Raw genomic sequence first — 25063 nt, 5'->3', positions numbered from 1 at the left:
TAATGGCAAGCAATCGAGTCGGGTGCTAAAGTATAGTATTTTTTACTCACGCCGCGCTATTCCCAGGATATTTATTTCCACGTAAGTGCATTACTATATTTCCATATTAAGTAACTATACCTTAAGCTGTTGCAATCGCTTGACCGTCGTCAAGGCTAAAATGTTTTAGCAACACAATTGGATAGCTCCCGGCCAGGCTCTCCGGCAAATGTCACCCGGGTAATTTTGTGCAGGCTCCCCCAATCACCCGTTTCTCCGTTTCCCATACTGCCCGCTTTTTCGTATCTTTGCGCCCGTTGTTATGAACTTGCAGACGTTGATGGATACATTTAAGAACAACCCCCGCCTATTTCAATTGGCGGACAGGCTCTCTTTTTCCCAACCTCAACATATTTACTGCAGCCATCTTCGCGGAAGCGCCTCCGCCTTTGTTATCGGCACCATTTTTCAGCACCCTTCCTGCAGCCAGCTCAATCACGTCATCATTTGTGAAGACCAGGAATCTGCCGCCTACCTGCAGAATTCACTGGAAAACCTCACCAATGCACTGAACGTATATTTCTTCCCTTCCTCATTCAAGAACCGGAAGAACTTCAAGCTGCTCAATTCTTCGCACGTAATGCTGCGCACAGAAGCCCTGACCCGCTTTGCGGCCCAGGCTGCCGGAAAAGGTAACCGCACCGGTCTGCTGGTAACTTATCCCGAAGCCTTGTATGAAAAAGTAGTGTTGCCCGATTCGTTATCCGGCAATATTATTTACCTCAAAACGGGCGACAACATCAATGTCGATGGCCTCATGGAGCAACTGGTGAGCTACGGCTTCCAACGCACCGACTTTGTGTACGAACCCGGACAGTTTGCCCTGCGCGGAGGTATCCTCGATATATACTCATTTGGCAACGAAAAACCCTACCGGGTAGAGTTGTTTGGGAATGACGTCGACTCCATCCGCATATTCGATCCGGAATCGCAGCTGAGCGAACGCAAGCTGCTGCAGGTAACCATCATCCCCAATGTGGAGACCCAGTTCGACAGTGATGAAAAAACATCCCTGTTCGATTTTCTCCCCGAGAATACGGTTGTGTGGATACAGGACTGGGCGCTTACCAAAGAAAAGCTCATTACCCAGGAGGAAGACCTCCAGCTGTTCATGAACCTGCAGCAGGAAGCAGCTGCTACGGCCGCCGCTAATCCGAAAAGCAAGGAGGCACGCGCTGCCAAAGAACGGGAATGGGATGAAGATGAGACAAGACTGGTGAAAGCCAGTGTAAAGGCCGACGATTTTGTACCGGCCGATATGCTTGAATTACAACTACAGCAAAGACATATCGTTGAGTTTGGTCATGAAGGCTCCTTCCCCTTTTTTACAGGCGAGGAAGCGCATACCATCCTTTTCAATACCAAAGATCAGCCTGCTTTCAACCGGCAGTTCGATATGCTGATCCGTGACCTGAAACAGTGGCTGGGTAAAGGATTTGCTCTTTACTTGTTCGCAGAGAATCCACGCCAGCTGGAAAGGTTGAACAGCATCTTTGAAGACCTGAAAGCAGAGATCCAGTTTACCCCGGTACCTACTTCCATTCACCAGGGATTTATCGATGAAGATGCCAAGGTGGTTTGTTATACCGACCACCAGATATTCCAGCGTTACCACAAGTACAAGGTGAAGCAGGCTTATAACAAGAACAAAGCCCTCACTTTACGTACCCTGCGCGAATTGCAGCCCGGCGATTATGTAACCCATATCGATCACGGCGTGGGTACGTATAGCGGTCTGCAAAAAATTGAAGTGAATGGTAAGATGCAGGAGGCCGTTCGTATTCTGTATAAGGATAGCGATATCCTGTATGTGAACATCAACTCCCTGCACAAGATATCCAAGTATACCGGCAAGGAAGGCACCGTACCCAAGGTTAACAAGCTCGGCAGCGATGCCTGGACCAAGCTGAAAGAAAAGACCAAGGTAAAGGTGAAGGAGATCGCCTTCGATCTCATCAAGCTTTATGCCCAACGGAAAGCCCAACAGGGGTTCCAGCACTCGCCGGATAACTACATGCAAACCGAGCTGGAAGCATCGTTCATTTACGAGGATACGCCCGATCAAAGCAAGGCTTCGGCCGACGTAAAAAAAGATATGGAGCAGCCCTCGCCGATGGATCGCCTGGTTTGCGGCGACGTAGGCTTTGGCAAAACAGAAGTAGCGGTGCGTGCTGCCTTCAAGACCTGCTGCGATAATAAGCAAGCCGCTGTATTGGTACCCACCACCATCCTGGCGTTCCAGCATTACAAAACATTCAAAGAGCGGTTGAAGGATTTTCCTGTTACCGTAGACTATATCAACCGATTCAAGTCGAGCAAAGAGAAGAAAGACACCCTGAAGCGACTCGAAGAAGGTAAGATCGATATCATCATTGGCACACACGGCATCCTGGGTAAGGAGGTTAAATTCAAAGACCTCGGTCTGCTGGTGATCGATGAGGAACAGAAGTTTGGCGTGGCCCACAAGGAGAAGATCAAGACCCTGCGTACCAACGTAGATGCGCTTACGCTTACGGCTACACCTATACCACGAACACTACAGTTCAGCCTGATGGGTGCGCGTGACCTGAGCATTATCAATACGCCGCCGCCCAACCGGCAGCCTATTCAAACGGAAGTAGCCGTGTTCAATGAAGACATGATCCGCGACGCCATCTATTTTGAAACGGAGCGGGGCGGACAGGTGTTCTTCATTCACAACCGCGTGATGGGACTTGGTGAAATGGCCGGTCTTATACAGGGCCTATGCCCCGACCTTAGCATTGGAACTGCTCACGGTCAAATGGAAGGGCACCACCTGGAAGAAAGGATATTAGACTTCATCGATAAGAAATACGATGTACTTGTTTGTACCAATATCGTAGAAAGCGGTGTAGACATCGCCAACGTCAATACCATCATCGTCAACAATGCGCACCAGTTTGGCCTCAGCGACCTGCACCAGCTACGCGGGCGTGTAGGTCGTAGCAATAAGAAAGCATTCTGTTATTTGCTGGCACCGCCGATGAGCACCCTGCCCAACGATTCGCGCAAGCGCCTGCAAACACTTGAGCAACACAGTGAGCTGGGCAGCGGGTTCCAGATCGCCATGCGCGATCTCGACATCCGTGGCGCGGGCAATATGTTGGGTGGCGAACAAAGTGGATTCATGGCCGAGATTGGTTTTGAGATGTACCAAAAGATCCTGGACGAGGCCATTAAAGAACTGAAGCGAACCGAATTCCGTGCACTCTTCAAAGAGGAGATCTCCAAACAGGAAGATTATGTACAGGATTGTACCATCGATACCGACCTGGAGATACTGATCCCCGATAGTTATGTAGAAAGCATTACAGAAAGGCTTTCTCTCTATACCCGGCTGGATAATTGTGAGGACGAAGAAGCGCTGAAGGATTTTGCTAATGAACTCACCGACCGCTTTGGCCCCATCCCCAAGCAGGTGGAAGACCTGTTCGACACGGTCCGTAGCCGCAAATTGGCGGTGGAACTGGGCTTTGAAAAGATGTTATTGAGGGATGAAACGGTGAAGTTCTTCTTTATCAATAAAGCCGATTCTCCCTATTTCGAATCGGATACCTTTAGAGAAATACTTACTTATATTCAGAAGTATACCAATAACGCTAAGCTGAAACAAACCGGCAAGCTCTTCCTGTTGATCGCCGACAATATCAAAGACATGCAGCAGCTGACTACCTTCCTCAGCAGGATGAGGAACTACGTGAAGAGCGAAACCGAAACTGCCGGGCAAAAAGCGTAGATGCTTTTTTACAGTATTGCTGGCATTGATTAACCTGACCCACCCTTAATCATTTCCGAAACTCCCATCATCCATCAACCACATCGCGCTTACCTGCGCTCCTGTTCCGCCTGCTTGTTTCTTTTGATAGTGCGCATCCAGGCAAACAAGATGGCAAAGAAAGCCAACAGTGGTAATGCCCACACCATGCTCGCCCAACGGAACGTACCACTAACTTCTTCCTTCTCCTCCCGAATAGCCTTCTTACGGGCAGCAACCGTTTTCTCCAGGGAAGCACCATATCGTTGAGCCTCTTCATAGAAAGGAATCGCTTCGTCTCTCGAGTCACTCTTGGCGACGATATCCGCGAAATTCAACAGCAGTTGACCCACGATATCATCGGGAGGGGCGATAAAGCCAATGCGTTCATGCAGTTGATAGGCAATCTGCACTTTCAATGAGTCTGCATTGCGCACAAAAACATATTGTTTATCAACGATCCACTTCGAATAATCAGTAAAGCCAAGCTCAATGATCTTGTCGTATTGCTTCTTTCCCACCTTCTCTTCGAGGATACGTACGTGGATCCATTCGGAGTTATAATGAGAATTGGGATTAATGGCCACGGCCTTACGGATCAGCTCGAGCGCCTTTTCATCATTGCCCGTGAGTTCATAAGCCGTGCCCAGGTTGGCCACAATTGAATAATCGTTGGGGTGTTTGGTATAAAGCCCTTCAAGTATCTTCACACCTTCTGCTTTGTCCCCCACCCTCAGCACGATTGATGCATAATCGCTAAGGCTTTGATAGTTCAGCTTGTCCAACCCAATTCGAAACAGTGAATCCTTTCTACTCATTATCTCTTCGTCGATAAACCCATACTTCCAATAGGGTGGTTCACCATCCTTTTTGTTCAACAATGCCTGCAGGTCAATCTTATTGTCCACAAAAGGCATAAGCGTTCTATGACTATCATTGAGGCAAGCCAGCACGCTGGGGGGTGCCAGTAAAACGATGAATAGAACTGATGAAAGGATATGACGCATCATACTGCAAACTTAGCCGATATACGGTATTAAAAAAATAAAGGCCTGGCTTAGAAAAGCCTGGCCGTTTGTTGATCGTACCCTTTAAAAAATCTTGAATATTTTAATAAGCAGTTGGTTTGGGTTACAGACTGCACTGGTACAAGTAGCAGTTTAAGGAAGCCATCCCGAAGAATCGGGACGGCATTTGTTGATCGTACCCTTTAAAATAAACTCTTATATAGATGTCTTAATCAATTAAATCGCACCATTTCCTGCTTCACTAACAATCTCTATGGATATCACCGTGTACTTGCGTCGTCTGGCTCCCTCTACTCTTTCACTCACACCAGGGGTTTCTTTATAGACATTTGAACTCATGAAACCCCTACACCGGGTACTCAAAAATCATGTTAAAGCTTCAGAAAGAGCCATCCCGGGGAACCGGGACGGCGTTTGTTGATCGTACCCTTTAAAAAACGTTGAATATCTTATTTGGATTTAACAACCCGTTGAATGATCGTTTCATTGCCATTCGACACACGAAGGATATAAATACCTTCCGTCAGTTCCGCTACAGGCAGTATTTCGGTGAGTAATGCCTGTTGGTTCAACACATATTTCGCAACTTGTCCGTTGAGATTATTGATCAGTTCTATCGAAACAAACTTCCCTTTCCAGGCTGCGGGCAGTGCAACGCGCAGCTCATTGATCATCGGGTTTGGTGAAACTTTTACCGTAGGCGTTGCTTTATGCTCGGCCGTATAAACCGTATGCTTCACCGATTTCTGCACACGTCCTTTCATATCCACCATATTGATGCGATAGTAGATATAACCCTTACGCACATTCTTTACATCGTCCGAAAAACTATAGCTTACATTGCGACCGGCAGCTTCTTCTTCTCCGGTGAACAAATATCCTACTTCAGAGAACGTTGTATTATCAATGCTGCGCTCTATTACAAAATGGCTGTAATTGTCATCTACAGCAGTAGACCAGTTCAGCACAATCTTCTTACCGCCATTTGATTTTACGTTCTGAGAAAAGCTGGTCAATGACCAGGTTAATAACAACAGCGGCAATAACAGCCACCTGAATATATGTTGAAGAGTAATGGGTTTTGGGTCAGCAGTCAGGTACAGGTACGTTTTCATAACTTATATTTTAGGGACGGAATAGCTAAGTATTTGTCCACAGGAGTTGGAAACGAACCGGTTATTTTCGTAAGGATTGGGCTATTACACACGGAACCAAATGATGGAATAGGATGGGGGACTTAGGTACGGTTTGTCTGGGAGATTGGTACGGTTTGTATCGGACTTGGAGGAGGTGATCGTTGTTGTTGATCGTGGGTCAAAGATTGAAACAAAAACTGAGAGATGCAATAGGCAGCACCAACTTTTTTTGACTTATGTCGAATGGATTTCGGTTGTGCATTGATTTACAGCAATAAAAAAAAGCCCCTTCGTGTATTTACGAAGGGGCTTTTCTATATCAGGTAAGTGATTACTTGTACTGAGGCATGATAGACTTAGCCAGCTCTACCATCTTCTTGATACCATCTTCGGGCAGGTTACCTTTCTTGAACTGCGCCAGGATATCTGGGAATTTATTCTCCAGTTCCAGCAGGAAGTGCTCTTCAAATTCCTTCACCTTCTTAACGGCTACTTCACGCAGCAAACCTTGTGTACCCAGGTAAATGATAGCAACTTGCTTCTCTACAGTGAATGGCGTGTATTGAGGTTGTTTCAGGATCTCCACGTTACGGGCACCTTTGTCGATTACCATCTTGGTAGCAGCATCGAGGTCACCACCGAATTTGGAGAACGCTTCCATTTCACGGTACAGGGCCTGGTCGAGCTTCAGGGTACCTGCTACTTTCTTCATCGACTTGATCTGCGCGTTACCACCTACACGGCTAACGGAGATACCTACGTTGATCGCCGGACGGATACCGCTGTTGAACAGGTTACCTTCCAGGAAGATCTGACCGTCGGTGATCGAGATCACGTTTGTAGGGATATAAGCAGATACGTCACCAGCCTGTGTTTCGATGATCGGCAGAGCGGTCAAAGAGCCACCACCTTTTACGAGGTGCTTGATAGACTCAGGCAGGTCGTTCATATTTTTGGCAACGCCATCATCATTGATAACTTTTGCAGCACGCTCGAGAAGACGGCTGTGCAGGTAGAATACGTCACCAGGATAAGCCTCACGGCCTGGGGGACGACGCAGCAGCAGAGACACCTCACGGTAAGCTACCGCTTGCTTAGACAGATCATCATAGATGATCAGGGCAGGACGTCCGGTATCACGGAAGAACTCACCGATGGCAGCACCGGCGAACGGAGCGTAGAACTGCAGCGGAGCAGGATCAGAAGCAGAAGCCGCAACGATGGTAGTATAAGCCATAGCACCATAATCTTCCAGTGTTTTCATCACACCGGCAATGGTAGAGGCTTTCTGACCGATCGCAACGTATATACAATAAACTGGCTTGCCAGCTTCAAAGAATTCTTTTTGGTTGATGATGGTATCGATCGCGATAGCCGTTTTACCGGTTTGGCGGTCACCGATGATCAACTCACGCTGACCACGGCCGATGGGGATCATCGCGTCGATCGCCTTCAAACCTGTTTGGAGAGGCTCCTTTACAGGCTCGCGGAAGATAACACCGGGGGCTTTACGCTCCAGGGGCATTTCATACAGCTGACCGGAGATAGGGCCCTTTCCGTCGATCGGTGCACCCAATGTATTTACCACGCGACCCAGCATACCTTCGCCTACGTTGATAGAAGCGATCTTACCGGTACGGCGTACTTTAGCGCCTTCTTTAATATCACCGCTTTCACCCATCAATACCACACCCACGTTATCTTCTTCCAGGTTAAGGGCAATTGCACGTACTCCGTTCTCGAACTCTACGAGCTCACCGGAGCTTACATTGTTTAACCCGTAAACACGGGCAATACCATCGCCCACCTGCAGTACGGTACCAACCTCTTCGAGATCGGCAGCCGCATTGAAGTTGCTCAGCTGCTGGCGTAATATCGCTGATATTTCATCAGGCTTAATGTCTACCATATCTAACTGTTTATAGTTTTGTTGTTTGTTTTAGTTACATCCTGTCAACGGTTGGCATCTGTACGGCATTAACCGACGGGCGCCGCCCGCTCACTATCTTATCTTATAAATAAAGTCGTTGTTCATGAACTGGCTCTTGATCTTGTTGAGATCATAAAGGATGCTGCCATCAACCAGGGTACCGCCCAGCTCCAGTACAAAGCCACCTATCAACTCATCTTTCACGGCTGTTTCCAGTTCCACATTCTTCATGGGGGTTTGCTCCTGGATCTTGCTGATGATCTGCTGTTTAACATCTTCACCAACCGGCACGGCAGTCGTCAGCTTTACGGTATGGATACCTTTGTGCTTCTTGTACTGCGCGATGAAAGCGGTGATGATCTCGGGCAATCCGGATTCGCGACCCTTATTCACCAACAGCTTATTGAATACTGTAGTGATCTCGCTCACTTTACCGTCTGTAATGGCTTTCAGAATAGCATCCTTTTTATCGGAAGCTACTACCGGACTTTTCAATAACGCCACGAATTCACGACTGCCTTTGCAAACAGCCTGCATGAACAGCATGTCTTTATAAATATCTTCCAGTTGATTGCGCTCGATAGCGAGATCAATCAAACTCTTTGCGTACCTACCTGCTAACCGTGGATTAAGCATATTTATTTAAACTTTGGCCTGGTTCGGAATTAATGGAAGGTTTCAGCTCCCCGGTCTCTCCTACCCTGGCCTTGAATTAATTCAATTTTACTTCGTTCGTCAGTTGTTTGATGAAGCCTTCCTGTTCGCCCTTGTTGGTCAGTTCACGACGCAGCACCTTCTCAGCAACTTCGATCACGAGTGCACCCACCTGGTTCTTCACCTCGGTAATTGCAGCCATCTTTTGGTTCTGGATAGCAGCCTGCGCCTCAGCGATGATCTTATTGGCTTCAACTTTAGCTTGTTCTTTAGCTTCGTTGATGATCTTGTCTTTCGTGTCGCGGGCTTCTTTCAACAATTGAGCTCTTTCTTCACGGGCCTTTGCCAGCAGAGCTTCGTTCTCGTTCTTCAACTGGGCCATTTCAGCCTTTACTTTCTCGGCAGAAGCCAAAGACTCGGCGATACCTGTTTCACGTTCCTTCAGTGACTTCAGGATGGGTTTCCAGGCAAACTTCTTCAATAAGAAAAACAATACGATAAAGGAGATCAGCGTCCAGACAAAAAAACCAAGATGGGGAGTTAACAAACTCATAGAAAAAGTATTATAAAGCTTTAGTTCAATGTTTGAAAGTAACTGCACCCTCCGCCCTGTGCTTCAGGTGCAGTACTAAGTTTGGGAAGTATGATTAGCTCAGTACCGCCAGCAGACCAGCGATTACAGCGAACAGCGCAACACCTTCTACGAAGGCAGCTGTCAGGATCATACCACCACGGATGTCGTTTGCAGCTTCCGGCTGACGGGCGATCGCCTCAGTAGCACCTTTACCGATCTGACCGATACCGATACCTGCGCCAATAGCAGCAAGACCAGCACCTACAGCACCACCAAAGTGTGACCAGCTACCGGAAACTTCCAACATGATGTTCATTAAATCCATGATTCTGATTTTTATAATTAAAAAGAAATTGAGTTCGAATTAGTGATGAGGATCTTCCTGGAAATGATGATCCCCGATGGCCTGGCTGATGAAAACAGCAGTCAGGTTGGTAAAGATATAAGCCTGGATAAAGGCCACCAGCACCTCGATGAGGTAGATGAATACTGCAAAAGCGATAGAAACCGGCGTGAAAGCAATACCCGCTACTTTGGTCATTTCAGCAAAAATGAAGATCAGGCTCACAAAGCTCAGGATGATGATGTGGCCCGCTGTCATATTTGCAAAAAGACGAATGATCAGGGCGAAAGGCTTGGTGAATACACCCATCAGTTCTACCGGCAGCATCAGAAACTTAACACCCACAGGTACACCAGGATACCAGAAGATATGACCCCAGAAGTGGGCGTTGGTGCTGAACAGGATTACGATAAGGGATATGATACCCAATACCATCGTAAAGGCGATATTACCGGTTACGTTGGCGCTGCCAGGCAGCAAGCCAAACAGGTTATTGATCAGGATAAAGAAGAACAATGTGAGCAGGTAAGGCAGGTATTTATCGGCCTTGTGGTGCAGGTTGGGCTTGGCCACATCGTCACGCACAAACAGGATAACAGGCTCTACGGCATTCTGCAACCCTTTGGGAGCAGAGGTAAGTCCCTGACCTGCTTTGTATTTCTTGGCAATGTTGGTCAGGATGAAGAACAGGATGATCAGCGCCAGGAACATTTGTACCACGTTCTTGGTGAGGGAGAAATCGTATACTTTAACGCTTTCGTCAACAGAACCGTCTTCTTTTACCGGAACGATATCGTGACCCACCAGTTTGTATCCTTCATGCACTTCTTCGCCGTGGTGGAAAGCAGAAGACATGAATACACTCAGGCCCTTTTGGGGAGAGTACAGGATAACGGGAAGAGGCAGGGTGGCATGGAAATCATGGCCGCCCTCATGCTTAATAGTGAAAAAATGAAACTCGTGCGCGTCTGCAATGTGATCCAACATTTCCTTACCTGGGTCAAACTTGCCTTTAGCACCTTCTCCTTCATTCGCGAAGGCCGAACCGGAAATAAGTACTAAAAAAAGGCTGAAAACCGCTACTGATAAGGATTTGAAACGTTTGAAAGCCATACTGTTCCTGAAATTTGGCGCAAAGATAAGCATGGGGTGTCAAAATCCATCGCCGTAAAGAAGTATTTTGAAGAATTGCCCGAAATGGGAATGGGGATAGGCGGCTACCCTATTTCTTGCGCATATGTTTGATCATTTCAAATACTTCGACATAAAGCTTGTCTTTGGGTCGATCTTCCGCTTTTTAAAGTCTACCAGGTGAAGCCAAAACCTACATAACTCCTTGTTTCTCAAACTGCATCTGGTGCAATTTGTAGTAGAAACCCTGGTTCTTCATCAGCTCCTCGTGGTTACCGATCTCTTTGATCTCCCCTTTATCAAGTACGATGATCTTGCTGGCCTTGCGGATAGTAGAAAGGCGGTGGGCAATAACGATAGAAGTTCTGCCAGCGATCAATTTATCTATAGCATTTTGTATTAATATCTCACTTTCCGTATCAACCGAGGAGGTTGCCTCGTCCAGGATCAATATGGACGGATTGTACAGCAAAGCCCGGATAAACGACAACAACTGTCTTTGACCGAGCGACAGGCTACTGCCCCGCTCCATCACATTGTAATCGTAGCCCCCCGGCAACTGCATGATAAAATCGTGCATATCGATCATCTTAGCGGCAGCGATCACCTGCTCCCGGCTGATGGCAGGGTTCCGCAGGGTGATATTATCCAGCACCGAACCGGAAAACAGGAACACATCCTGCAGCACCACACCGATATTCTTACGCAAAGCATCTAATTTGTACTCGTCGATCTTTACATCGTCGATCGTCAATGTCCCCTTTTGGATATGGTACAACCTGTTGAGCAAACTGATGATGGACGTTTTACCACTGCCGGTGTGCCCCACGATCGCAATGGTTTCGCCCGGTAGTGCAGTAAAGGAAATATCCTTCAGCACATACCTGTCTTCGACATAGGCAAAAGATACATGGTCAAAAACGATCTTACCCTTCACCTGTGTGGGAGCATAATTGCCTTCGCTTTTAATATAATCGTCGTTGTCCAGCACTTTGAAAACCCGCTCGCTGGCCACCATGCCCATCTGCAACACATTGAATTTATCGGCAATTACCCGCAGCGGGCGGAACAGCAGGTTCAAACACAAATAGAACGAGATCATTTTACCTACCAGGCTCTGCGCTTCTACACCCTCCAGCTTCAAAGCGTGTGTAGCCGCCCACCAAACCATCAGACCAGTCCCTACTGCCAGTACAATTTCCACCAGCGGAAAGAAGACCGAGTAAGCAAAGATTGCTTTGATGTTGGCATTGCGGTGCTCCTTATTGATCCTCTTAAACTTATTGAACTCTCTTTCTTCCGCCGCAAATGCCTGCACAATACCCATACCTGTAATATGCTCCTGAACAAAAGCATTTAAACTGGCAACGGCATTCCGTACGCGGATGAACGATTTGTTCACACTCTCTTTGAAATAATAAGTAGCAATGATCAGGAAAGGAAAAGGCGCCAGGCTGATAAGGGTAAGCCGCCAGTCGACCCAGAACATGAACACCAAAATGGCTATGATCGACAACAGATCGGCTATGATGGGAATAAGCCCTTCAGCAAAAATATCGTTAATAGCCTCGATATCGTTGATGGTCCGCGTAGTGAGCGTACCGATCGGTGTAGTGTCGAACTGTGAAAGATTGAGGCCAAGCACTTTTCTGTACACTTTTACCCGAAGGTCTTTCACTACGGTTTGTCCCAGCCAGGCAGTAAGAAAAGAGAAATAGAAACGAAAGAAGACTTCCAGCAACAACAACCCTACCTGGATCACCGTGATCCACATCACCACTTCGATGATGCCGGTTTTTTCCAATACCGTCGCAGCTGCGCCTTTGGGCACCCAGTCATTGATAGTAACCTGTATCAGCCAGGGGCGAATAGGAGAAAGAATTGCCAACAGGATCGCCAGTGCGAGAGAAATATAGAATTTCTTCTTGTACGGGGCCGCAAACCGGAACACCCGGCGAAGCAAGCTGAAGTCAAATATTTTCTTCTCTGAACCTTTTGCTGACATAATGGAAGCGGGCAAAGATAACGACAGTTTCGTGTTTCCGACCCCGGCTTTCTGGTTTTACGGCCAAAACGCGGGATCAATGCATCGATCGGTGTAGATGTAACAGTCTGTTAACAGAAAAGTTGGAATAACAGAGATATTCAGGGCTGCACCCTTCTTTCCTACCACGAAGCCTTATTCACCCATCGCATTGCGATAGGCCTTGATGAAGATGGCGCCGAGGTTCTTGTAGGGAGGAATATAATCATCGAATTTTTCTTTGGCAGGCCCCGTCCTGAAACGGCCACTCAGCTCTTTCCACATGTTGATCCAGTCGATGTTACGGCCTGCTACCAGGTTAGCGTTGATCGCTTCCAGGATCGGTTCGTTCACAGTTTTGGTACCCACCTGCTTGGAGGAAATGATGTGCGCATCCCGGCAGATCGTCAACACCTCATTGAGGTTATTATAGCCACCGCAGGAGCCCAGCACAACGATTCGCGCTGTGGGTGCCAGTTTCTTCAGCGTATAGGGCAGGTGATAACTATGTCCGCGGTGTACGACCACTGTTGGGCGAAGATTTTTACTGTCGAGGTATTCGATCAGTTTCACCTGTGCTTTCTCGTCCAGGTCTTCTTCAGGTTTATATAATGGCTTATTGGCATATATGTACACAGGCTTCCCGCGGGTAGACCGGATGGAAACCCACTCGGGTTTGTCATCGATTTTCCACTCGGCCTTGCCACGGAACATGCCCATGAAATTCACAAAGGAGTTTTGTCCATCTTTATCCTCATCGCCGTAAAAGAATACCTGTTGCACAACGCGGCCGCTATCATCCGTAAGCGACTTGTAATCCTGCGCATAAATGGAGGGGATGCCAAGCATCGTAGACAGGTCCATCTTTCGTGACGCAGTATCGGCTGATTCAAAAAGTATCTTCAGCAACTTATAGATCACTACGCCGCGCTTATTGTTATCCTGAACGTTCTTGTCATAGTTCCACTTTACCTCGTTGAGAATAAAACCAGCCAGCTCCTTATTCTTATCCATGATGCTGCTGTACGAGTCGGCCACATCCACCGCATCTTCGAGGTCATCGTTGCGGTCATTCTTTTTTCGTTCCAGGCCGATCACGAAAGCTTTCATCAAGGTTTCCGCTTCTTCCTTACCCATCGTACCCAGAAAATGATTGAGGGTATTGTATCCGGCAGCCATCTTGATAAACTTACGGAAGTAGTCGCCATTTACACTCATCAGCAGACTATCGCCCCGGGGGTTGGTCATCCGTTGAAAGATCCGCGGATAAACACCGCTCACATAACTCGACGTATAGATCTCGTCTTCGCTCAACACAGCCACATAATACAGCTCCTGCGGCGTGAGTCTTTCGAGCGACCTGAAGCGGACGTTGAGGTCATTCACATCATGCAGGGCATTGATCTCCCGCACAAACAATTGACGCGCCTTGCGGGCCATCATTTCCGTCAATGCATTCAATTCGGTAGCCGTATCACGTACCGGCGGCAACAGGCGACCGGCATACTCGATACGGGTACGCACCAACAAACGGAAATAACTGAAATCATTGTCCTTTACACTATCAATTTCACGGATCGTGATCTTTCCGCGAATGAGGTTATCGAGAAATGGAAAATACAACTGGCCGTTGCGGCTGCCCGCCATCTGGCCTATCGTGCGCACCAGGGTATCCGGGTGGCTCGCGATACGATTGCTGAGCGGGCCCCTCGCCTGCGCATAGTCGTAAAATTTGCGCACATCACGATGGGCTGCCACCTTTAGTATACTATCGGCAAACGGGAGATTCGGCTGCTTCCGCAGTTCCAGGAGAATTTCATCGGGATGCAGGCCCAGGTATTTTCTGGTGAGGATTACCCTCGAGTTCGCCATACCTGGATTGTCTTTCGAAAAGGCAAGACCGTCCACCAGCATTCTGGCCACTCCATAATCACTGCTTTCAATAACCGGCTCTATACTTTGCCCCTTTCTGTCAAGTTCGATACATTCCGCCAGGCCTTTGATCAGGGCCGGTGCACTGGTAGCCGGGAAATCCTTCTGACCGCGCCAATAGGAAAATTGTTGTAGCGTGGATTCCACATTTCGCAAATACTTGATCTTTGACTGGCTGCTCAGGATTGAGTCAGTTTCAATCTGTTCCTGTAACTCATCTACGTGGCGCCCGGTGGCGTCGGTTATCTGGAGCGAAACTGATTCGTCGGGAACTGATTTGTTGATGCTGGCAAACAGCTTTATCTGTTGTTTATCAATGTTTTCGTGCCACAATACCCGTTGCATGGCAATCTTGTACGGATATGCGGTCGTTTGAGCCAGTCCGGCCTGGGCAATCAACAGTAAAAGGGAGCTTGCAAGTAAATATGGTTTCATACGATATTCCAGCTATCTGCATCAATAAGAAGAGCAAAAATACTACCAATTGGTTGTATAGAACGGAAAATCAATGCCTGCGGTATAACATCAGTTAACAATTTCATAATTGGTTCACCCCTTGCCGCGTGCGCTGGAAAATTAACTTTGCGTAAATTTATTGTTAACATGGATTCTAAAGGTAAGAAGATCCTGATCGCTGATGATGAGCCGGACATCCTGGAAATCATACAATACAACCTGCAAAAGGAAGGATATGACGTGCTGACGGCCAAGGACGGAGACGAGGCCCTTACAAAAGCCCGTTCCAATAACCCGGACCTGATCGTGCTGGACATTATGATGCCCAAGAAGAACGGTGTGGAAGTGTGTGAGATACTGCGGTCGCAACCTTCGTTTAAGGATACCCTCATATTGTTCCTGACTGCCCTGAGCGATGAAGGCTCCCATGTAAAGGGCCTCGAAACCGGAGCAGACGACTATATCAGCAAACCCGTTAGCCCTAAAATATTGGTTAGCAGGGTAAATGCACTGTTTCGCCGTACAGCCGCCAAAGAACCGGAAGGCGAAAAAGTGATACGTATCGACAACCTGGAAATCGACCCTGTTAAGTTTGAAGCCAAAGTCGATGGCAAATCCGTCGTACTGGCCAAAAAGGAATTTGAATTACTGTATCTGCTGGCATCCAAGCCAGGCCGGGTATTCCTCCGCAACGAAATACTGAACCAGGTGTGGGGCAACGATGTGATCGTAGGCGACCGCACCATCGACGTACACATTCGTAAAGTGCGTCAAAAGCTTGGCATCGACTGCATTACAACAGTAAAAGGGGTAGGTTATAAGTTTGACGTATAAATCCCCGTAAATTCGTACCACATCAAAACGTAGATAAGCAAGGGGCATGTTCTCCACCAAAAACCTTTCTCCCCGGCAGCTGGCCGCTTTTACAGCAGGTATTTTATCGATACCCATCGCCATCGGCATCTTCCTGTTCACCTTCGACTGGCGGGTGGGGCTGGGCTCGTTTGCCCTGGTATTTGCCGGAAGCTATGCGTTGATCATTTTTACCCTGGAGAAGTTTATCTACCGGAAGATCAAATTGATCTATAAGCTGATCTATCAAACCAAGGCGACCAAGAAAGAAGAGGTCTATTTCAAATACATACTTCCTCAGAAAAGTATCGATGAAGTAAGGGCCGATGTGGAAGCCTGGGGTGAACGCCGGAACAAGGAAATAGAAATGCTTCAGAAGAATGAGGCCTACCGCAAAGAGTTTCTTCAAAACCTGGCCCACGAGATCAAGACCCCCATATTCGCCATCCAGGGATATGTAGACACCCTGCTCGGCGGCGCGATGGATGAAGAGGTAATCCGCAAGAAGTTCCTGGAAAACACTTCCAAGAATGTCGACCGTTTGGTAAACCTCGTCAATGACCTGGATGAAATATCCCGTCTCGAAAGCGGAGAGCAATTGTTATACAAGCAGAACTTCGTGATACAGGACCTGATCAGGGAGATCTATGATTCTCTGTCGATCAAGATCCAGGAAAAGAACATCAAGACCACGATCAAAAAAGGCTGCGAAGCACCCATTACCGTTTTTGCTGACAAGGAAAAGATCAAGCAGGTATTGATCAACCTCGTTGAGAATGCTACCAAGTATGGACGGCCCTATGGAACTATAGTCGCAAGTGTTTATAAAACCGACGACAGCCATGTGCTGGTTGAAATAGGCGATGATGGCATCGGCATTGAACCCGAGCACCTGCACCGCATCTTCGAACGCTTCTACCGCACCGATACGGCCCGCAGCCGTGATAAGGGCGGCACCGGATTGGGCCTGGCCATCTGCAAGCACATTATCGAAGCACATGGTCAAAGTATCCACGCTCGCAGCACACCCGATGTGGGCACCACTATTGGGTTTTCGCTGGAAGCCAGGCGGGACAATGCCTAAGCCATACCCGGCAGCTTGATCCCCGCCCGCTTAATACCGTCAATTATTTTCTCCTGCAATCCCATTCGTTCATCGTGGAAGCCGTGCGGCTTCACCCAGGCATTGACCATTACCTTATAACCGTCGGAATCGAGCGACGAAACCCCTACCCGTGGCTCCGGCTGGTTCAGGATGTCTTTATCGTCCTGCACGATACCTTCAATAATAAAACGCACTTTCCCGATATCGATCCCATAATTCAACTTCAATTCAATATCCATTCTTCGCTTACCCTCCCGGCTGGTATTGATGATGATCTCATTCGAAAGTTTGCTATTGGGCACGATCACTATTTTGTTATCGAAGGTGGTGATGACCGTATAAAAAATCTGAATGGCTGTTACAGTGCCCTCCTGCCCTTGCGTAACGATATTATCACCAATACGGAAAGGCTTCAGCAGCAGGATCAAAATACCGCTGGCAAAATTCTGCATGGTGCCCGATAAGGCCAGGCCGGCCGCTACGGTAACGCCGCCAATAATCGCAGCAAACAAGGTCATCTGAATACCGAGAATCTGCATCAGTAACAATACCAGCAATACATACAGCAGAGATATTACCAGGCTTTGGAGAAAAGGAGCCAGTGTGGAGGAAATAGCCCGTTTTTGGATGCGGGTGCGTGTCCATCTTTTGAGTAACCGGATCATCCACAGTCCTACCAGTAATACGAGCAAGGCAGCCAGTATCCTGGGCCCCATGGTGATGATCCAATCCATCGCTTTGTCGTACAATTTGTCGAGGTTCATAATCAGGCGGGCAACACTTTAGCCGGCATGCTGCCCCTTAGCTCGTGTAAAAAGGTATGCCAGGCAGTGCCCCGGGTCAAGGCAATACCCCACTATGAGGAATACCTCCCTGGTATCCCCGTAGCCGGACAACATAAAAATGCCGCACCACCTTTCCCGCGCGCAATTGATCGATCATTACGGGTGGCTCAATGCTATGGAATGTATTTTTAATGGAGGGAGATAGAGGATCATAGTAGTTGGAAACCGCCATATAATAAGCATCCTGCCCCGGTTGTAATGGCGCCTTGTGCCTATTCAACCAGGCATAATGATGAATATTAGCATAGGACCCTACTGCGATCAAGGGCATTTTCGCCGGCCTCGCCACATAGTAATCCACATGCGCAGCAGGAAACCAATAATCAGTGATGAGATAAGCGCCCGGCTTCATGATCCCTTGCGCAACATCCCGTTTATACAAGCTGTCGAATGCACGGCCCATTTGATGCCAGCCACTCATATCCAGCAGCAGGTCGCCCGAACCCAGCTTTTGATCATCTTTACTACCTAAGCCAACCGGCAACCACTGGATCGAAGTGACCAGCACAATCAACAGGATGGCAGGCAGGGCCAGTGAATACCTCATCACCTTCGGAAATAGGGGTAACAATTGCCGACGCTCCAGGCGTTGCGCCAGGTAAGCGGCTGCAAGGGGAATGAGCGTTGAGTAGGCAGGGCCTGTCCAATGGGGCAAGGTGTCTTTGAACAAAGCCATGAACCAAACAACCGCCACCAATGGCAAACTTAGCATCAGCAGTATTCGCTGATTGGCCGTAGTGGACAACAAAGGCATTTTTCGCATGGCATGGAGCGCCATGAACTGCAATACGACATTGACCGGATTATTATAGAGGAACTCCCCGATCAGTTGTCTGAAAAAACTATCCCATTGCACCGCACCGAAAAAGCCAACCCGGTTGCCATGATAATTGAGGGTGATGAAGTCATGCGCACGATTCCACCAGTAGATAGGCGAGATCAATACTACAGTGATCAATAAAGCCAGGTAGAGAAACGGATTCTTCAGCAAAGACCGCCTGTAGATCATTATATACAAACCGGCGCCTCCCCACAAAAAAACACCGTGCACTTTGCTCATGATGCATAAGCCCGCCACCAGGCCAAACAACAACCAGCGTTTATTGGAACGAGCCCCTTCAGAAACTTCATTGAAAATGTTCACCAGCAGCAACACCCCCCATAACCAGAAAACCATTTGAGGTGCATCGGGTAATATCATCAGACCGCCCAGGATACTACCATATACCGAAGCAGTAAACAAGCAGGCTGCCAGCCATCCAGCATATTCATTCTTCAATTGCCTTCCCAGCAAATACATTTGCCAGGTATTCACCGCTCCGCAGGCGATGGCTCCCAGGCGTACAAAGAATTCTTCCTGTACCAACAGATTGCCGGTAAAGACCCTGATCAACACAGCGATCAGGGGAGGATGATCGAAATAATTCCATTGAAGATGTTGTGCGTAGGTCCAGTAGTACACCTCATCATTCGACAGTTCGGTAACAGCTGCCACGATCATACGCACCAGCGAAGCCACAATGATCAGCCATATGACCCGGTTTCGATAGTTCAAGCAGGGTAAAGTTAATTATTGTATACAACAGGTGTTGAAGACAGCGGACCGGTAACCCGGCGGCCAAAAAGTTTCAATTCGGGCATCCAGGCCACCACACAGGCAGCAATAAAAACACCCATGATCGATCCGGCCAGCACATCTTCGAGGAAATGATGCCCCAGATAGATGCGGGAATATCCTACAAGGATTGCCGCCATCAGGTAGAATGTACGCCACCACTTATTGCTCGCATAAAGGGCAAGGACGGTCGCAACAGCAAAAGCAGTGGTGGTATGCCCCGAAGGAAAGCTCGACCAGCCGCCACGGGATATACCCTCAATAAACTGATCGTATTGATTGGCATGGAGGAACACTTTGGGCCGCGGCATGTGAGTAACATGTTTGATCAGCTGTACCAACAAACCCGAATAGACGTAGGCAAGCAGCAAATGCACCGCCTGCAACAGTTGCCGCGCCAGCAACAATAAAACAAATAAAAGCAAGGTGAACAGGCCATCGCCCAGGTGAGTGAACCAAGAGAAAAACAATTCCGTGCCAGCAGAATGCTTTCCATTCATCAATATAAAACCATCGGCTTTGGAGTGAAGGCTCCAGAAAATAAAGGAGAGCAGCAAATAGACGGTAAAGGCAATAAAATACCTCCTGCTGCCACACAGGGTGCGAATAAGAGGGTTCATGTTGTTTAAAGGTTACACAAACCTAATATCCACATGTAACCCCTCTATTACTTAAAGATTATTGAACTGTGAACAAGTCACGTGGAGTCATGCACCTTACCGCGCCAGGCAAGCCTGGGATCTCTATCTACAGAAAAGCTGTCGACTCTTCGGCCAGTCCAAAGGAAAGGGTCATGCCAGCTCCACTCAAGCCGTTCAAAACATAAACGGCCGGCTCGGGCGAAAAGAACAGGTCGGTTTCGCCATTCGTGAGCTTAGGATAAGTACCGTTCCAGGTTTCAATGATGCGGCTGTCTTTGAACTGCGCGAAAGTGCGCAGGTATTGAACGATCATTGTATTGATGAAATCCTTATCGAAAGGATCGTGCGTAGGTCCGTATTCGTGCGAGTCGCCCACCGTCAGTTCTCCCCGGCCATTTTGCGAAACCATCACATGGATGCCCCATTCCAGGTACTCCGCCATTTCAGCCTCATACCGCTTCTTCAAAGTGGCCATCGAATTTGAAGCCGTAAAGCTCTTATAATGGATCAACGATAAACCGCCGCATAAAGGAGGTCCAATGCGCCAGCTATCGGGCTGTGAAGCAAAACGCATCATCTGAAGTTTGCACTTGGTAAGCGGATAAGCAGCAAACGCTTCGGGGTAAAGGGTTTCGAAATCGGCGCCACTGCAAATAAAGATTACATCCCCTTCATACTCTTCATCATTACCAATATAAACGGTATTATCGGAAATATAGCTAACACACCTGCCCCAGAAAAACTCTACGCCATACTTCCCCTGCAGGTATCCTGGAATAGCCCAAATGGCCTCCCGTGGGTCAACGATCAATTCATCGGCACTATAAAGGCCCCCCAGTAAACCCTGCTGCACTGCCGCACCCGATCGCCCGGCTACCTGCTGTGCATTCAGTAATTCTACCGGGCGCTCACCCTTGAACTGCTCATATAACTCCTGCAACACCTGCCATTCGTCGGGATGATACGCCAGGTGGAGACTTCCTGCGGGATCGTACCAGAAAGCACCATCATCACCCATTTCCTTCCATATCTCCCGGCTACGGAGGGCACGGTCATACAATTTACCGGGCTGCCCGATAGGCCATACCATTCCAAAATTGCGGACGGAGGCCCCCACTGCTTTATGTGTACGCTCGAATACTTTTACGGCATACCCTTTTACCGCAAGGGCGCGTGCGGTGGCCAGTCCTACAATGCCTGCGCCAATAACAATAGCTGACGGCTTACTCATCGGTCGGTTTTTAACAATTCAAATTTCCGGTTAAAATAAAACAAAGAATAGATAGTACCGGCAATTCCTATTACCGAAAATATCACTACCCCTGCAGGATAGAACTGAGACCAGGTTAATTTTATTTGAAATATTTCTTTCGAGAGCATCACCATCGTGCTGCCGAGGTATCCATACGCATCAACGAGGTAAATAAGAAAGCCTACATTACCGGCTATTTTGAAAGTTGCAATGAGCCGCTCAAAAAAGATGCAGTTAAAAGGAATGTATCCCATATACAGCCCCAGCCCCACCAGTTGCATCCAGATGGCCCCTTCCATGATCCCTGCCAGAAACAAAGCAGAAGATACACCCGCCAGCAGGAAGCCGGCGATCACCATAATATGCACCAGCCTGAAAGCCCGGATATTTTTCCGGATACCCACCAGCAGGCTGATCATGATAAGGATCACCACGGAAGTGATCGTTTCTGTTTTGGTAAAGATGGCAGGCTTGGCCCCGTACCCCAGCTCGCTCCATAGGTTCGACATAAAATTATCCCTAACGTCACGCATGATGGTGAGGAATAAATAGGTAATGATAATGGCAATGGTGCCCATCCCGAACATCCGGAGAAATTTAAGTCGCTGCTCCTTGGTCATCGGCAGTCGCGCAGTACGTTCTTCGATATCATCCTGGTCGGGGGCGGGGATCCGCTCCATCAGGTAGAGGAAAACAATGAGCGGTACCACAAAGATCAATCCGGTCATGAATGCCAGCCATTGTTCGGGAACCTGCCAGCTGTCACGTAACCACAATGCGATCGAACGGGTAAAGCCGCCGGCAAATATGAAGCTCACCGCCATAGTGGCGCCAATGAAGTCGGTTGTTTTGCGGCCCTCCACATAACTGAATACGATACCCCACATAAACCCCAGCATAAAGCCGTTCACGAACATACACACCATACCCCAGGGTGCAGGCACCAGAGCAAATACCAGGAGACATAACCACGAGGCACTTACCAGCACAGCGCTTGTTTTCCAGCGCCCCAGTCTTTTCAGTTCGGCAATGAACTTGATGCCGTAAAACTTGCTGAACATATAGCCCAACCCCTGACTGATGATGAGCAGCACCTGGTACTTTACGCCCCAGAAACTAAGACCTTCAAAAGTGGCCACCGTAAACGGTTTTCGATAAGCATATATCGAAGCATAAGTAAGAAATGCGACGGTAGCGGCATACAGGGCAGTTAGCACCTGTTTCCGGGTAAGCGTAGCAACGTTGGCAGTAATAGTTGACAAAAGGAACAGTGTTTTAATGATTTGAACTTTCGGGCTGTAAATGATCAGCCGGCAATTGCATCGCGCGACAAGTGTCGCACCATCATTCCGTGATACTTATTCAGATCGGGCACCGGAAGGCCTTCAATCTTTGCTTCTTCATCCCACAGGCGCATCTTAATGATCAGGTCAAACAAGGGATACTGCTCAAACGCATGCGCCTCATCATCACCCATACGACCTCCCTGAAATTCCAGTGTACGTTTACTGGCTTCCGACAATTGTTCATAATAAGCGGGAGACTTCCAGGTAAGGTAACGCTTGGCTTCTACATGGGCTTCTACCAGCCTGATCAACCTTTTGGAGAAGCCGCGCTCCTGCAGGAATTCGCCACCCACTTCTTCATGGTCCTTGATACCAAATCCGTCCATTTCATTGTCGCCCGCTGCCGACACGCAGATATGTCCAATATCATGAAGGAAGGCCGCCAGGATCACCTCTTCGTCAAAGCCTTGTTGCTCGGCCAGTTGAGCGGCCTGCACCATATGCTCCAGCTGGGTGACCTGCTCACCGGCGTATTCCGCACCGCCATGATGTGCATAAAGGTCGATGATCTCGGTAGCTATAGAGGTGGCCTGTTGGGTATTCATACACAAGTTTATTTTGAATATACGGAAGAAATAGGATCGGGCGTCAGGAGGAGAAAAAAAAGGGCGAAACTTAGAAAAGCTCCGCCGTCAACATTAAGAAACTGCTACGATTGCTTATTATTTGTAGAAAAGATCAGTATTATAGAGTTGTCCGGAAGGAAACTGCCACTCAACGTGCAGCACCGGTAACCGGGCTCGAAACTACCAAAGAACTGTAATGCGCAGCCATTTCGTTGATTAAGGAATTATTATTTAATCAACCACATATCGCCGTTGATATCATCGGTAGTGCCACCGAATTGATTCTTAACCGCTTTCTCCCAGTTGCTAAGATTGGTTGTACGTTCATTGGTAGGATACTGGAAACGCTTCGGAATACGACCGCTATTACCGGTACCTGTACCCGTATTAAAATCAGGCACACCGGTTCTGCGCCAGTTGAAATAAGCTTCCCATCCTGAATTCTGAAAAAACGCCAGGTACTTCTGCAGCAGGATCTGTTGAAGACCGGTAGCATTGTTTCCTGAATATTTCACCGACGCCTGCTGATAATAAGTATTGTCGAAATCGAAGCTGATCGGGTAGGTTACCGCGTTGGTAGCCCCATAAGGATATACCTTATTAAAACTACCCGCAGCGTCTACAGGAATGCCATAAGAACCGATGGATGCTTTGATCGCTTTTTTGTACCAGTCTTCAGCGTTACCGGTAGCCCAGCCCCGGTTGATGGCTTCCGCAATATTGAAACACATTTCAGCATAACCCACCAGTACACCCGGCTCAGCATTGTAATTGGCATAGTAACGGCTGCGGCTGCGCAATGAGTACTCTGCATTAACGGCGTCTGCCATTTTTGACGACATGGCCGCCAGGTCCTCTCCCGATGGAGCGCCCACATAAGCGGTAATATCCGCCGGCGTTTTACCATTGCTCAATTGCTTGGTAGCGGGCTCTGCAGTAGCAAACGCACGGGGATCCTTTATAGCCACCAACGCATTAAGGTACGTGGCAGACATATTATAACGCGTAGCATCAAAACCAAGATTATCGGGATTGCTGGGATACTTGTTGTACGAAGAATACACATACTGCAGGTTATCACCTGTATTGCGCAGCAGCGGATACTTTGCCCCATCAGCCACAATAGCCGCAAAACTCTGTGTAACCTTAAGATCAGCATCGCCGGTCTTTTTACTCAGCGCAATCAATACCCGCAGGCGGAATGCGTTGATGGTACGCTGCCAGGCCGATTTGGTTCCGAAATAAAAGTCGCCATCGATCTTGCCATCGCCCGATTTAGCGATCAGCGCAGCCATTTCAACATTCGCCTCATCCAGCCACTTAAGCACCTGAACGAATACCTCCTTCTGGCTATCATAAGCTGGAGTGGTCATCTCCAATCCCTTCAGCGCATCCTTCAAAGGAAGATCACCGGCCAGATTAGTCATGCGGTAAAAGAAATAGGCCCTGAAGAACTTTCCCAAAGTGGCATACACATTCTGATCGGCTTCGCCTACACGCTTGGCTTCCACTTCCATGCGCACCACATTCTCGAGGGTTTGATAGTTAAGTCCCGCACCCGTCCAGTCATAACGCTGATCACCGTAATAGTTATAATTACAGGCATCAAACTGGCACCAACGGGTCACCAGACTCCAGGGTTTATCGCTATTCAGATCCGATAGTACCCCGGTCAGGATCAGGTTGGGCGACACTGCCGTAGGCTTATTGGGGTTTTCAAGATATTGGTCGTATTTCTTCTGGCAACCAGCTGCAGCCAGTGCCGACACGGAAATTGCAAAAGCTATATTTCTAAATTTCATGACGTGAAGTTTGTGTTG

Annotated in this window: 19 protein-coding genes; 3 read left to right on the top strand and 16 right to left on the bottom strand. The window is 48.2% G+C overall.

Translation table 11 applies throughout. The features are described from left to right. The first annotated feature begins 301 nt into the window (after positions 1-301). Positions 302-3796, top strand: coding sequence for a transcription-repair coupling factor (gene mfd, locus P2H89_RS02495; protein ID WP_275824909.1), 3495 nt, complete (start codon positions 302-304; stop codon positions 3794-3796). Positions 3797-3885: 89 nt separating this feature from the next. Here the strand turns inward: mfd and P2H89_RS02490 are convergent, their stop codons facing one another. From P2H89_RS02490 to P2H89_RS02450, 9 genes are all read right to left on the bottom strand, one after another. After that, positions 3886-4824, bottom strand: a complete 939-nt coding sequence (locus P2H89_RS02490) for a hypothetical protein (RefSeq protein ID WP_275824908.1) — start codon at positions 4822-4824, stop codon at positions 3886-3888. A 467-nt stretch (positions 4825-5291) separates the two neighbouring features. Further along, positions 5292-5957 (bottom strand): T9SS type A sorting domain-containing protein, encoded by a 666-nt coding sequence (locus tag P2H89_RS02485; RefSeq protein WP_275824907.1) that lies wholly within the window; start codon positions 5955-5957, stop codon positions 5292-5294. Between the two features lie 352 nt (positions 5958-6309). Next, positions 6310-7887 carry a F0F1 ATP synthase subunit alpha gene (atpA, locus tag P2H89_RS02480; RefSeq protein WP_275824906.1) on the bottom strand — a complete coding sequence of 526 codons (1578 nt, stop codon included), beginning with the start codon at positions 7885-7887 and terminating at the stop codon, positions 6310-6312. A 93-nt stretch (positions 7888-7980) separates the two neighbouring features. Continuing rightward, entirely contained in the window at positions 7981-8544 is a 564-nt protein-coding gene (gene atpH, locus P2H89_RS02475) for an ATP synthase F1 subunit delta (RefSeq protein WP_275824905.1), read from the bottom strand. 76 nt (positions 8545-8620) lie between these two features. Beyond that, on the bottom strand, positions 8621-9115 hold the full coding sequence (gene atpF / locus P2H89_RS02470; protein ID WP_275824904.1) for a F0F1 ATP synthase subunit B: 495 nt from the start codon (positions 9113-9115) through the stop codon (positions 8621-8623). Positions 9116-9209: 94 nt separating this feature from the next. Then, entirely contained in the window at positions 9210-9461 is a 252-nt protein-coding gene (gene atpE / locus P2H89_RS02465; protein WP_315820186.1) for an ATP synthase F0 subunit C, read from the bottom strand. Positions 9462-9500: 39 nt separating this feature from the next. Next, positions 9501-10592, bottom strand: coding sequence for a F0F1 ATP synthase subunit A (atpB, locus tag P2H89_RS02460; protein WP_275824902.1), 1092 nt, complete (start codon positions 10590-10592; stop codon positions 9501-9503). Positions 10593-10803: 211 nt separating this feature from the next. Continuing rightward, a complete protein-coding gene (locus tag P2H89_RS02455; RefSeq protein WP_275824901.1) occupies positions 10804-12615 on the bottom strand; it encodes an ABC transporter ATP-binding protein in 1812 nt (603 codons plus the stop codon). Between the two features lie 174 nt (positions 12616-12789). After that, a complete protein-coding gene (locus tag P2H89_RS02450) occupies positions 12790-15000 on the bottom strand; it encodes a hypothetical protein (protein ID WP_275824900.1) in 2211 nt (736 codons plus the stop codon). 168 nt (positions 15001-15168) lie between these two features. Here P2H89_RS02450 and P2H89_RS02445 point away from each other — a divergent pair, with 168 nt between their 5' ends. Continuing rightward, on the top strand, positions 15169-15855 hold the full coding sequence (locus P2H89_RS02445) for a response regulator (protein ID WP_275824899.1): 687 nt from the start codon (positions 15169-15171) through the stop codon (positions 15853-15855). 46 nt (positions 15856-15901) lie between these two features. Next, positions 15902-16957, top strand: coding sequence for an ATP-binding protein (locus P2H89_RS02440; protein ID WP_275824898.1), 1056 nt, complete (start codon positions 15902-15904; stop codon positions 16955-16957). On the opposite strand, the gene P2H89_RS02435 is transcribed toward P2H89_RS02440, so the two are convergent. The 7 genes from P2H89_RS02435 to P2H89_RS02405 form a co-directional block, all read right to left on the bottom strand. Next, the gene (locus P2H89_RS02435) at positions 16954-17742 is read right to left on the bottom strand and encodes a mechanosensitive ion channel family protein (RefSeq protein WP_275824897.1); all 789 of its coding nucleotides are present in this window, start codon (positions 17740-17742) and stop codon (positions 16954-16956) included. The genes P2H89_RS02440 and P2H89_RS02435 overlap by 4 nt on opposite strands. Before the next feature lie 76 nt (positions 17743-17818). Beyond that, the gene (locus tag P2H89_RS02430; protein ID WP_275824896.1) at positions 17819-19378 is read right to left on the bottom strand and encodes a glycosyltransferase family 39 protein; all 1560 of its coding nucleotides are present in this window, start codon (positions 19376-19378) and stop codon (positions 17819-17821) included. A gap of 11 nt (positions 19379-19389) precedes the next feature. After that, the gene (locus tag P2H89_RS02425) at positions 19390-20058 is read right to left on the bottom strand and encodes a phosphatase PAP2 family protein (protein WP_275824895.1); all 669 of its coding nucleotides are present in this window, start codon (positions 20056-20058) and stop codon (positions 19390-19392) included. A gap of 127 nt (positions 20059-20185) precedes the next feature. Continuing rightward, positions 20186-21310, bottom strand: a complete 1125-nt coding sequence (locus P2H89_RS02420) for a TIGR03364 family FAD-dependent oxidoreductase (RefSeq protein WP_275824894.1) — start codon at positions 21308-21310, stop codon at positions 20186-20188. Further along, the gene (locus P2H89_RS02415) at positions 21307-22593 is read right to left on the bottom strand and encodes a DUF5690 family protein (protein WP_275824893.1); all 1287 of its coding nucleotides are present in this window, start codon (positions 22591-22593) and stop codon (positions 21307-21309) included. Before P2H89_RS02415 ends, P2H89_RS02420 begins: the two co-directional genes overlap by 4 nt. A 44-nt stretch (positions 22594-22637) precedes the next feature. After that, positions 22638-23222: an HD domain-containing protein gene (locus tag P2H89_RS02410; protein ID WP_275824892.1), complete on the bottom strand. Its 585-nt coding sequence runs from the start codon at positions 23220-23222 to the stop codon at positions 22638-22640. Positions 23223-23470: 248 nt separating this feature from the next. After that, the gene (locus P2H89_RS02405) at positions 23471-25045 is read right to left on the bottom strand and encodes a SusD/RagB family nutrient-binding outer membrane lipoprotein (protein ID WP_275824890.1); all 1575 of its coding nucleotides are present in this window, start codon (positions 25043-25045) and stop codon (positions 23471-23473) included. Between the last annotated feature and the right edge of the window lie 18 nt (positions 25046-25063).

This window comes from Paraflavitalea sp. CAU 1676 (assembly GCF_029223285.1).
Classification (GTDB): Bacteria; Bacteroidota; Bacteroidia; order Chitinophagales; family Chitinophagaceae; genus Paraflavitalea.
This window is presented reverse-complemented; position numbering and strand designations above follow the sequence as displayed.

Bases quoted from the DNA above. Each gene is read 5' to 3' on its own strand.
- P2H89_RS02405 (WP_275824890.1), bottom strand. From the start codon at position 25,045: ATGAAATTTAGAAATATAGCTTTTGCAATTTCCGTGTCGGCACTGGCT.
- P2H89_RS02450 (WP_275824900.1), bottom strand. From the start codon at position 15,000: ATGAAACCATATTTACTTGCAAGCTCCCTTTTACTGTTGATTGCCCAG.
- P2H89_RS02490 (WP_275824908.1), bottom strand. From the start codon at position 4,824: ATGATGCGTCATATCCTTTCATCAGTTCTATTCATCGTTTTACTGGCA.
- atpE (WP_315820186.1), bottom strand. From the start codon at position 9,461: ATGGATTTAATGAACATCATGTTGGAAGTTTCCGGTAGCTGGTCACAC.
- P2H89_RS02420 (WP_275824894.1), bottom strand. From the start codon at position 21,310: ATGAGTAAGCCGTCAGCTATTGTTATTGGCGCAGGCATTGTAGGACTG.
- atpH (WP_275824905.1), bottom strand. From the start codon at position 8,544: ATGCTTAATCCACGGTTAGCAGGTAGGTACGCAAAGAGTTTGATTGAT.
- atpA (WP_275824906.1), bottom strand. From the start codon at position 7,887: ATGGTAGACATTAAGCCTGATGAAATATCAGCGATATTACGCCAGCAG.
- P2H89_RS02440 (WP_275824898.1), top strand. From the start codon at position 15,902: ATGTTCTCCACCAAAAACCTTTCTCCCCGGCAGCTGGCCGCTTTTACA.
- mfd (WP_275824909.1), top strand. From the start codon at position 302: ATGAACTTGCAGACGTTGATGGATACATTTAAGAACAACCCCCGCCTA.
- P2H89_RS02435 (WP_275824897.1), bottom strand. From the start codon at position 17,742: ATGAACCTCGACAAATTGTACGACAAAGCGATGGATTGGATCATCACC.
- P2H89_RS02455 (WP_275824901.1), bottom strand. From the start codon at position 12,615: ATGTCAGCAAAAGGTTCAGAGAAGAAAATATTTGACTTCAGCTTGCTT.
- P2H89_RS02445 (WP_275824899.1), top strand. From the start codon at position 15,169: ATGGATTCTAAAGGTAAGAAGATCCTGATCGCTGATGATGAGCCGGAC.
- atpB (WP_275824902.1), bottom strand. From the start codon at position 10,592: ATGGCTTTCAAACGTTTCAAATCCTTATCAGTAGCGGTTTTCAGCCTT.
- P2H89_RS02425 (WP_275824895.1), bottom strand. From the start codon at position 20,058: ATGAACCCTCTTATTCGCACCCTGTGTGGCAGCAGGAGGTATTTTATT.
- P2H89_RS02485 (WP_275824907.1), bottom strand. From the start codon at position 5,957: ATGAAAACGTACCTGTACCTGACTGCTGACCCAAAACCCATTACTCTT.
- P2H89_RS02410 (WP_275824892.1), bottom strand. From the start codon at position 23,222: ATGAATACCCAACAGGCCACCTCTATAGCTACCGAGATCATCGACCTT.
- atpF (WP_275824904.1), bottom strand. From the start codon at position 9,115: ATGAGTTTGTTAACTCCCCATCTTGGTTTTTTTGTCTGGACGCTGATC.